Origin of the sequence: Geminicoccus flavidas (genome assembly GCF_009806515.1) — a bacterium.
In the GTDB taxonomy this organism is placed as follows: domain Bacteria; phylum Pseudomonadota; class Alphaproteobacteria; order Geminicoccales; family Geminicoccaceae; genus Geminicoccus; species Geminicoccus flavidus.
In genome coordinates, this window is record NZ_WUJP01000545.1 from 1 (window position 1) to 10403 (window position 10403).

The 10403-nt window shown below is 69.8% G+C and carries 8 protein-coding genes; 5 read left to right on the plus strand and 3 right to left on the minus strand.

The genetic code is table 11. The features are described from left to right. The 3 genes from EQG76_RS15355 to EQG76_RS15365 form a co-directional block, all read left to right on the plus strand. The coding region (locus EQG76_RS15355) for a TonB-dependent receptor (RefSeq protein WP_159714980.1) at positions 1–644 on the plus strand (644 nt) is incomplete at its 5' end. A gap of 93 nt (positions 645–737) precedes the next feature. Then, entirely contained in the window at positions 738–1424 is a 687-nt protein-coding gene (locus EQG76_RS15360) for a Fe2+-dependent dioxygenase (protein ID WP_159714982.1), read from the plus strand. Further along, positions 1421–2143, plus strand: coding sequence for a tetratricopeptide repeat protein (locus EQG76_RS15365; protein ID WP_159714984.1), 723 nt, complete (start codon positions 1421–1423; stop codon positions 2141–2143). Before EQG76_RS15360 ends, EQG76_RS15365 begins: the two co-directional genes overlap by 4 nt. On the opposite strand, the gene EQG76_RS15370 is transcribed toward EQG76_RS15365, so the two are convergent. From EQG76_RS15370 to EQG76_RS15380, 3 genes are read right to left on the minus strand one after another with little or no spacing between them, the layout of a single operon-like run. Continuing rightward, positions 2065–3480, minus strand: coding sequence for an efflux transporter outer membrane subunit (locus EQG76_RS15370; RefSeq protein WP_159714986.1), 1416 nt, complete (start codon positions 3478–3480; stop codon positions 2065–2067). The two genes, EQG76_RS15365 and EQG76_RS15370, sit on opposite strands and share 79 nt — an antisense overlap. A 6-nt stretch (positions 3481–3486) precedes the next feature. Continuing rightward, positions 3487–5466 carry a MacB family efflux pump subunit gene (locus tag EQG76_RS15375; RefSeq protein WP_159714994.1) on the minus strand — a complete coding sequence of 660 codons (1980 nt, stop codon included), beginning with the start codon at positions 5464–5466 and terminating at the stop codon, positions 3487–3489. 5 nt (positions 5467–5471) lie between these two features. After that, a complete protein-coding gene (locus tag EQG76_RS15380) occupies positions 5472–6695 on the minus strand; it encodes an efflux RND transporter periplasmic adaptor subunit (protein ID WP_159714988.1) in 1224 nt (407 codons plus the stop codon). Between the two features lie 491 nt (positions 6696–7186). Here EQG76_RS15380 and EQG76_RS15385 point away from each other — a divergent pair, with 491 nt between their 5' ends. Both EQG76_RS15385 and EQG76_RS15390 read left to right on the plus strand, forming a co-directional pair. Further along, on the plus strand, positions 7187–8872 hold the full coding sequence (locus EQG76_RS15385; RefSeq protein WP_200840845.1) for a formate--tetrahydrofolate ligase: 1686 nt from the start codon (positions 7187–7189) through the stop codon (positions 8870–8872). Positions 8873–9213: 341 nt separating this feature from the next. Beyond that, a partial coding sequence (locus EQG76_RS15390) for a M10 family metallopeptidase C-terminal domain-containing protein (RefSeq protein ID WP_159714992.1) occupies positions 9214–10403 on the plus strand: 1190 nt, incomplete at its 3' end.

Genomic DNA, 10403 nt, shown 5'->3' on the forward strand with positions numbered 1-10403 from the left:
ACCCGATCAACGGCGCCCAGCCCAACCTGGAGCCCGAGGAGAACGAGAGCTTCGAGCTCGGCGGCAAGATCAGCGTGCTCGACCAGCGCCTGGGCATCAGCGCCTCGATCTTCCAGATCAACAAGGACAACGCGACCTACACCGACCCGGAAACCGGGCTGTCGACGGCCACGGGCGAGAAGCAGCGGGTGCGCGGCTTCGAGATCGGGATCGGCGGCTATCTCACCGATGCCTGGTCGGCGTCGGCTGCCTATACCTATCTCGACAGCGAGATCCGCAGTTCCACCGCAACCGATCCCGCCGACTCGACGGTAGGCAACGAGGTCCCGAACGCGCCCAAGAACTCGTTCGCGCTCTGGACGACCTACAACGTCCTCTCCCATTTCGAGCAGGTGCCGGGCGCGCTGCTGCTGGGCGGCGGCGTGACCTACCGCGACGAGATCTTCGGCAACAGCGCGAACACGGCCGAGCTGCCGGAGAACTTCTCGCTCGATGCCGTGGTCTCCTACAGCTACGAGAACTATCGGATCGCCCTCAACGGCTACAACCTGACCGACGAGCTCAACTACGCCGCCAACCAGAACGCCCGGGCCATCCCGACCTCGGGCCGGACCTTCCTGCTGACGGTGGGCGCCACCTTCTGATCGATCCGTCGCGACCTTGGATGTCGATTGTTCCGGAGTGGAGGCCCCACGAGGGCCTTCCGCTCTTTTTCCATTCCACGGGAAAGCCCGATCATGCTGGTTCAGATCAAGGACGTACTGACGCAGGAAGAGGTCCGCCACGTCCGCAAGGTGCTGGAAGAGGCCGCCTGGGTCGACGGCAAGGTGACCGCCGGCGAGCAGGCGGCGAAGAGCAAGTTCAACCTGCAGATCCCGGAGGGCTCGCCGGCCGTGCGCGAATGCGGCGAGATCATCCTGCGGGCCCTGGCCCGCAACCCGATCTTCAACTCGGCCGCCATGCCGCTGCGCGTGCTGCCGCCGATGTTCAACCGCTACGACACCGGCATGAAGTTCGGTGCCCATGTGGATGGCGCCATCCGCGCTATCCCTGGTGCCGGCGGCATGCGGATGCGCGCCGACGTCTCTTCGACCCTGTTCCTCACCCCGCCTGAGGAATACGAGGGCGGCGAGCTGATCATCCACGACACCTACGGCAGCAAGGCGGTGAAGCTCGAAGCCGGCAGCATGGTGGTCTATCCCGCCACCAGCCTGCACAGCGTCACCGAGGTGACCCGCGGCAGCCGCTGGTCCTCGTTCTTCTGGACTCAGTCCATGCTCAAGAACGACGGCGAGCGCGCCCTGCTCTACGACCTGGACATGGCAATCATCGAGACTCGCCGCCGGCTGCCCGACGACAGCCCGGCCGTACTGGGACTCACCAACGTCTACCACAACCTCCTGCGCCGCTGGGCCGAGCTGTGATCGGGGCGGACGAGGTCCGCCAGATCCAGAGTGCCGCCCGGTTCGGCTCGACCCGCGCCCAGGTTCTGCTGGGCCAGCTCTGCGTGGACGGCAACGGCGTCCCGCAAAGCCGTGCCGAGGGCCGGCGCTGGTTCCAGAAGGCGGCGGATGCCGGCAGCGTCGAGGGCATCAACATGGTCGGCCGCTGCCACGAGTTCGGCTGGGGCGGCCCGGTCGACCTCGCCGCCGCGGCTGCCTGCTACCGCACGGCAGCGGAGCGCAGCTATGACTGGGCACAGTTCAACCTCGCGAGCCTGCTCCATGACGGTAAGGGCGTGCCGCAGGACCGGCGGGAAGCCTGTGCCTGGTTCGTGCGCGCTGCGCGCCAGGGCCATCCCAAGGCCGCTAACATGCTGGGCCATTATCGCGAGGAAGGCTGGCTGCACCCGCGCCGTCCGGACAAGGCCGGGCGCTGGTACGCGCGTGCCGCCAAGGGCGGCGACTTTCGCGGCCAGTTCAACCTCGCCCGCTTCCTGTTCGTCGCCGGCCAGCGCGAGCCGGCCCTGATCTGGCTGGACCTGGCAGTGCGGGGTGGCATCCCCGACTTCTGGCGGGAAATCGCCTCTCACCTGACCAGCCATCCCGACCCGGCGCTGCGCCGCTACGGCGAGCGCGCCCGGATGCTCGCCAGCAGCGGCTCGGCCGGCGCCTCGTCCCAGCCGCCGCCCAAGGCGCGGTAGAGGCTGACGCTCGCGGTGAAGCGGGCGAGATCGGCCTGGGTGAGCGTGTCGGCTGCCGAGATGGCGGTCTGCTGCGCCTGCAGCACCGAAAGGAAATCGGCGGCGCCGGTCCGCCAGCGCAGCTCGGCGATCCGGTAGGCCTCGCTCGCCGCCCGGTAGGCGGCCTGGCGCAGGGCGAAGGTCCGCTCGGCCGTGTCCACCAGGACCAGCGAATCCTCCACGTCCTGCAGTGCCGTCAGGATCGCCTGGGAATAGCCGGCGGCCAGCTCCTGGAAGCGCGCCACCGCCTGGTCCTCGCCAGCCTCCAGCCGCCCGGCATCGAATACCGGGGCGACTGCGGCACCCGCCAGCGACCAGACCGCGTCGTCCAGCTTCAGCAGGTCGCTGAGCTCGCCGCTCTGCAGCCCGCCCGAGGCAGTGAGCGCCACCACCGGAAAGCGGGCAGCCCGCGCCGCCTGCGCGTCGAAGCCCGCCGCCGCCAGCTCCGCCTCGGCCTGGACCAGATCCGGACGGCGGCGCAGCAGCTCGGACGGCAGGCCGGCGATCACCGGGGGCAGGGCCAGCTCGCGCAGCCCGCTCGTGGCGATCGTGAGATTGCCCGCCGGCCGGCCCAGCAGGGTCGCCAGCGCGTTGGCCTGGCGGCGCGCGTCGCCCTCGAACCCTGCCACCGCGGCTTCCTGGCTGCTCACCGCCGAGAGTTGCTGCTGCACCTCCAGCTCGGACGCCTGGCCGGCCGCCGCCCGTACCCGCACGATGCCCAGCACCCTTCTCGCCGCGTCCAGCGTGTCCTGCGCCAGTGCCAGCCGGTCGCGCAGGGCCAGCAGGGTGAAGTAGGCATCGGCGGTATCTGCGGTGAGCGTGAGCGCCAGCGCGTCCTCTTCGAACACGCTGCCGAGCAGCCGCAACTGGCTGGCCTCGGCCACGTCGCGCAGCTCGCCGGCCAGGTCCAGCTCGTAGGACGCGGACAGCGACCCGCTATAGCTGGTGCGCGTCCGGTTCCCGTTGTTGGTGGAGGAGCGGCCGCGGCTGGCCCCGAGATCCGCGTCGATGCTGGGGAACAGGGCTGCGCGGGTAATCCGGGTCTGCGCCTCGGCCTGGGCCACCCGCTGCGCTGCCGCCTGCAGGTCGCGGTTGCCGGCAGCGGCCAGGGCGATCAGCCCGTCCAGCTCCGAACTCCCGAATGCCCGCCACCAGCCGGGATCCGGCCAGCGCTGCTGGGCGTCGACCGGCAGGGCGGCGAAGCGCTGGCCGGGCTCGGTGGGCACCGTGCCCAGCCGGTGGCTGACGTCGCAGGCGGCGAGCCCTGCCAGCAGGATCGGCACCAGGAGCATGCGCATGAGACGTCAGTCCGAGGACAAGGCTGCGACCGGATCCAGCCGGGCCGCCTTGCTGGCCGGCAGGTAGCCGAAGACCAGCCCGGTCGCGACCGCGCAGCCGAACGCTAGGATGATCGGCTCCGGGCTCAGGAGGACGGCGCGGCCGAACGCCCCCAGCGCCAGCGCGGTACCCACACCCAGGGCGATGCCCACCACCCCGCCCACCAGGCAGACCGCCAGCGCCTCGGCATTGAACTGCAGGAGGATGTCGCGGGGCCTGGCTCCGGTCGCCATGCGCACCCCGATCTCGCGGGTGCGCTCGGTGACGCTCACCAGCATGATGTTCATCACCCCGATCCCGCCCACCAGCAAGGAGATCAGGGCGATGGCGCCCAGCAGCACGGTCAGCGTGTTCTGCGATTCGGTCGCCATCTCCAGGATCGCTGCGGTGTTGCGCACCTGGAAGTCCATCGCCCCGTGGCGCGCCTCCATGACCGCCATGACCTCGGCCTCGGTCTGGTCCATCCGGCTGGTGTCGGCGACCTGCACCGTGATGGAGCGCACGAACGGCTTGCCGTGCAGGCGCAGCTGGCCGGTGGTCAGCGGCACGAACACGACGTCGTCCTGGTCCGAGCCGAACGGGGTGGCGCCCTTGGCCGCCATCACCCCGATCACCTGGAAGGGAATGCTGTTCAGGAGCACGTACTGGCCGACCGGGTCCGCGCCGGGGAACAGGTTGTCGGCCACCGTCCGGCCGAGCACGGCCACCGCCGCGAACTCGACCAGATCGTCGTCGGTGAAGAAGCTGCCGGATTCGACCGGCCAGGCGCGCACGTCGGGGAAGGACGGCACGGTCGAGTTGCTTTGGGTGACCAAGTCCCCGCCGCCGGCCTTGGCGGTGACGCTGAACGTGTATTCGGAGATCACGCCCCGGATGTTGTCGACCTGCTCCAGGGCCAGCCGGTCGGCGTCCACCAGCGTCGCGACCGTGCCGTCGGCGGTGCGCACGTTGCGCGCCCCCGGCCGGATCAGCATGAGGTCCGGGCCCATGGCGCTGATCCGGTCCAGCACCTCCTTCTTCGCCCCGTTGCCGATCGCCAGCATCGCCACCACCGATGCCACCCCGATCACCACGCCCAGCAGGGTGAGCGCAGTGCGGAACAGGTTGGCCGAGAGTGCCCGTGCCGCGGTCTTCAGGATCTCGCCGGCGATCGGCAGGCTCGACGTGCCGGCCAGCACCGGCTCCGTGACCTGCCGGCTGCGCGGCGGAGGCAGGACCGGCCCGCTGTCGGCAATGATCCGCCCGTCGCGCACCTCGACCAGCCGGTCGGCCTGCTGCGCCACCTGCCGGTCGTGGGTGATCAGGATCACGGTGTGCCCCAGCCCGTGCAGCTCGCGGAGCAGGCGCATCACGTCCTGCCCGCTCTGGCTGTCCAGGGCACCGGTCGGCTCGTCGGCCAGGATCACCTCGCCGCCGTTCATCAGCGCGCGGGCGATCGAGACCCGCTGCTGCTGGCCGCCCGAGAGCTGGGCCGGCTTGTGGTCCAGCCGCTCGCCCAGGCCCAGCATGGTGAGCAGCTCGGCCGCCCGTTCGCTGCGCTCGTGCTTGGGCCGCCCGGCATAGACCGCCGGCACCTCGACGTTCTCCAGTGCGGTCTCGTTGGCCAGCAGGTTGTACTGCTGGAACACGAAGCCGAACCGGTCGCGGCGCAGTTCGGCCCGCTCGGCCGGCTCCAGGTCGCCGACCTCGGCCGGCCCGAACCGGTAGCTGCCGCCGCTCGGCCGGTCGAGCAGGCCAAGAATGTTCATGAGCGTGGTCTTGCCGGAGCCCGACTGGCCCATGATCGCGACGAACTCGCCGCGCCAGATGTCGAGATCAACCCCACGCAGGGCCGGCACCTCGGTCTCGCCGCGCTGGAAGGTGCGGGTGATCCCGCGCAGGCTGATGAGCGGCGGCGGTGCCGCGGCCGGGACCTCCGCACCGGCGGGCGGCCGGGTCTGGACCAGGAGGCTCACAGGCGCGGCCCCATGGGCGGCCGCCCACCACCCTCGCCGCGCGCCGAGGCGATGCTTCGCAGCACGACCTTCTCGCCGGGCTCGAGGCCGCTCACCACTTCCGCGTTGACCCGGTCGGTGACCCCGATCCGGATCCGCCGGCTCTCAACTTCGCCAGAGGGGCGCTGGACCCGCACCTCGCGCTCGTCCGCGGCACCGCCGGGTGCCGGCGAAAGGGCCGTCAGCGGCACCAGCGGCACGTCCCTGGCCTCGGCACGGATGAAGAAGGCCTGCACGCTCATCTGCGGCAGGAGCTGGCCGCCCGGGTTCGCCACGTCGAACAGGGCGGTATACAGGGTGACGTTGTTCACCACCTCAGGGGTGGGGTAGATCTGGCGCAGCTCCGCCTCGAGCTGCTGGTCCGGCCGGCCCAGCGTATTGAAGCGCACCTTCATGCCGAGGTCCAGCTTCGGCTGGTCGGCCTCGGAGACCTGCACCTCCACGGTCATGGTGGCGAGGTCGGCGATCCGCAGCAGGATCGGCGCCGACTGGTTGGCGTTCAGGGTCTGTCCCTGCACCGCGGTCACCGAGACCACCGTCCCGGTCATGGGTGCCGCGATCTTGGTGAAGGACAGGTTCGCCCGATCCGCGGCGAGCGTCGCCTCCTGGCCGGAGATCTGCGCCCTGGTCTGCTGGATCTGTGCGTCCAGCACCCGGACCTGCGCTTCGGCAATGTCGAGCTCGTCCCGGCTGGTGGCGTTGCCCCGGAACATCGCCTGCTGCCGCTCGGCCTGGGCCTGGGCCAGCGCGCGCTGGGCCTCCTGCTGCGCCAGCACGCCCTCCAGCCGGTCGCGCTCGGCGAGGTCGGTGGCCAGGCGCGACTGCAGCACCCGCGAATCGATCTCCGCCAGGAGCTGGCCTTCCTGCACCTGGTCGCCGATCATCGCGTTCAGCTGGGTGAGCTGGCCCGAGACCTGCGCGCCCACATCCACATAGGATGCGGGCTCCAGCGTGCCGAGCGCGCTGACCAGGTCGGCCACGTCGCCCCGGACGATCTCGGCGGTCCGGACCGATTCCTGCGCCGTCTGGCCCTGTCCTCGCCACCAGGCATAGCCGCCGGCTGCGGCTGCCAGCAGCAGGACCAGGAGCCCGACCAGCCAGCCGGGTCGGCGCCGGCCCCTGGCACGCTTGGCGCCGGCCGGCCGGTTGATGGTCGCAATGGAAGGCGCCAGTTCGGTCATCATTCTCCGTGACAGCGCAGGCGATGCGCCCATCACCCCGGCAGCAGGACTGCCCGATCGATAGATCCTGGGCGCGTCACCAGTATGTGCGGTCTTGTAACAGCCGGTTACAAGGGGCGCATCGTCCCGACAGGTCTGCCCGTGGCTTTTGGAAGAGCTCCAGAAATTCCGGCGGTGGCCGCCGCCGAGCCAGCATCTTTCCAGCACCCGCCATTCCATGTCATGCTGCCTGGCTGCGGCGGCACAGGGCGTTTCCGCGTGGGTGGGAGGCAGCAGGATAGGACGTCTTGCGAAACGAACCCGAGAACCCCGCCCCGATCAGCCACTTGAATATTTTCGACGCCGCCCGGACCCCGGCATTGCTGCCCCCTCCTGGCAGGCTGACGGAAGATCAGGTCGTTCCCAGGCGATCATTTTCCGGCTGGTCCGTGCTCATTGCTAGCCTCGACGGAGGCGGCTAGAGGCGGCCCGGAAAGGGAGACGTGGCGGACATGGCGAGCGACATCGAGATTGCCCGGGCAGCGAGCATGCTGCCGATCCAGGAGGTCGCGACCAAGGTCGGGATCGGGCCGGACGAACTGCACCCCTATGGCCGGGCCATTGCCAAGGTCGATCACTCGGTGATCGAGCGCCTCGAGGACCGCCCGGACGGCAAGCTGGTCCTGGTCACCGCGATCAACCCGACCCCGGCCGGCGAGGGCAAGACCACCACCACGGTGGGTCTGGGCGACGGGCTGAACCGGATCGGCAAGAAGGCGATGATCTGCCTGCGCGAGCCTTCGCTCGGCCCCTGCTTCGGCATGAAGGGCGGTGCAGCCGGCGGCGGCTATGCCCAGATCGTGCCGATGGAGCAGATCAACCTCCACTTCACCGGCGACTTCCACGCGATCAGCAGCGCGCACAACCTGCTGGCCGCCATGGTCGACAACCACATCTACTGGGGCAACGAGCTGGGCCTGGACGAGCGCCGGATCGCCTGGCGCCGGGTGGTCGACATGAACGATCGGGCGCTGCGCCACATCACCAGCTCGCTGGGCGGCGTCGCCAACGGCTTCCCGCGCGAGGACGGCTTCGACATCACCGTGGCCTCCGAGGTGATGGCGGTGTTCTGCCTGTCCACCAGCATCGAGGACCTGGAGAACCGCCTGGGCCGGATGATCGTGGGCTACACCCGCGACCGGAAGCCGGTGCTGGCCAAGGACATCAAGGCGCAGGGTGCGATGGCGGTCCTGCTCAAGGACGCCTTCATGCCGAACCTGGTCCAGACGCTGGAAAACAACCCGGCTTTCGTCCATGGCGGCCCGTTCGCCAACATCGCCCATGGCTGCAACTCGGCGATCGCGACGCGCACCGCGCTGAAGCTCGCCGACTACGTGGTGACCGAGGCCGGCTTCGGCGCCGATCTGGGGGCCGAGAAGTTCTTCGACATCAAGTGCCGCAAGGCTGGGCTCACCCCGGACGCGGTCGTGATCGTCGCCACGATTCGCGCCCTCAAGAGCAATGGCGGGGTGGGCAAGGAGGATCTCGGCAAGGAGGACCTGGACGCGCTCAAGAAGGGCATCGTCAACCTCGCCCGCCATGTCCGCAACGTGCGCAAGTTCGGCGTGCCCTCGGTGGTCGCGATCAACCACTTCGTGACCGACACCCAGGCCGAGCACGACTTCGTCCAGAGATACTGCCGCCAGGAACTGGGCGTCGAAGCGTTCGTCTGCGCGCACTGGGCCGAAGGCTCGGCCGGGATCACCGGGCTGTCCGAGCATGTCGTGAAGCTGTGCGACGAGGGCCATCCCCTGGACGGCCGCGGCTTCACCCACCTCTACCCCGACGAGATGCCGCTCTGGGACAAGGTGAAGACCATCGCCACCGAGATCTACGGTGCCGAGGACATCATCGCCGACAAGAAGATCCGCGACCAGTTCAGGGAGCTGCAGGCCGCCGGCTACGGTCATTTCCCGATCTGCGTGGCCAAGACCCAGTACAGCTTCTCGACCGACCCGAACCTCAAGGGCGCGCCCTCGCACCACATGGTGCCGATCCGCGAGGTCCGGGTGTCCGGGGGTGCGGAGTTCCTGGTGGTGATCTGCGGCGAGATCATGACCATGCCGGGCCTGCCGCGCAAACCCGCCGCCGAGACGATCCGCATCGACGAGCACGGCCGCATCGAAGGCCTGTTCTGAGGCCAGGGCCGGCCTGGTAGCGCCGCACCTTAGGGGTGCGGCGCCCAGCCCCTGGAGTTGCGGCCGGCAAGAAGCGCCATGCTGACTGGGATGACCTGTGACGAGCGCTTGGCCGAAGACAGGTCGAACGTCCCGTTTCCCAAGTGCGGCAGCCCCGATTCGGTTGCCGTCGACGGGCTCCCTTCGCCTTTCTTCGATTACGTGGCCGGGCTGAACGTCCTGCACGATGGCGGCTTCGCCCGCGCGGCTGACGGCCCACCCAATTCGGATGGCGCTTAACCTTGCCTTAACTGGCAGGGCCTTAGGCTCCGCTGCCGAGAAGGTGCAGCGGGCAAGGGTCCATGGCGTCATCGATCGAGCGGCCGGCCGCCGGGGCCGGCATTCCTCTGGCGGCCATGCCATCGGCCGGCTCCGCCTTTGCCACGGCCGGCTCCACCGGCGATGCCGCCACTGACACGCTGATCGCCGGCACCCGCTGGCAACCGGCCCAGGGCGGGGCCACGACCACCATCACCTACAGCTTCGCCAGCGCTGCCTCGCAGTGGCGGATCGGCTACGGCCATGACGAGCCGGGCTTCTGGGCCGGCGACTTCTCGGCGGCCGAGCAGGCGGTGATCCGGCAGGCACTGGGTGCCTGGGAGGCAGTGGCCGACATCCGCTTCGTCGAGGTGGCCGAGAGCGGCGGCGAGGCCGGTACGCTCCGCTTCGGCCGCTCCCTGCTCCCCTCCACCGCCTGGGCCTATCTGCCGGGCGGCGAGGCGGAGCATGGCGACATCTGGCTGGGCCAGCAGCGCTTCCCGGCGATCGACGATCCGGATCTGGCGAGCTGGGTCTATGCGCCCGGCACCTGGCGCTACTTCACCCTGATGCACGAGGTCGGGCACGCCCTGGGCCTTCTCCATACCCATGACGGCGACGGCATCGGTGCGGCACTCGATCCGGCCGCCGACTGGATCGGCGCATCGATCATGAGCTACCGCTCCCACCCCGGCCAGGGCGAGCTTGCGGGGTATGGCGTGGAGTTCTACCCCACCACGCCCATTGGCCTGGACGTGGCCGCGATCCAGTTCCTCTACGGCGCCGCCCAGGCCGCGCCCGGCAACACCAGCTGGCGCTGGGCGGAGGGCGCCCGGGTCTACCAGACGATCTGGGACAGCGGCGGTATCGACACGCTCGACTGGTCCAACCAGACCGGCAGCGCAGTGATCTGGCTGGCCGAGGGGAGCTGGTCGGAACTCGGCCAGCCCTACCGGTGGAGCGTGGATGGCGGCGGCAGCCTGCCCGGCACGCTGTTCCTCGCCAGGGGCACCTGGATCGAGAACGCGTTTGGCGGCCAGGGCAGCGACCGGATTGAAGGCAACCACCTCGCCAACCGCCTGGAGGGGCTGGACGGTGCCGACTTCCTGCTGGGGCTCACCGGTGCGGATGCGCTGTTCGGCGGCGAGGGCGACGATCGCCTGGAAGGTGGCGACGGCAACGATCTCGCTTCGGGGCAGGCGGGCGCCGACCTGATCCTGGGTGGCGAGGGCGA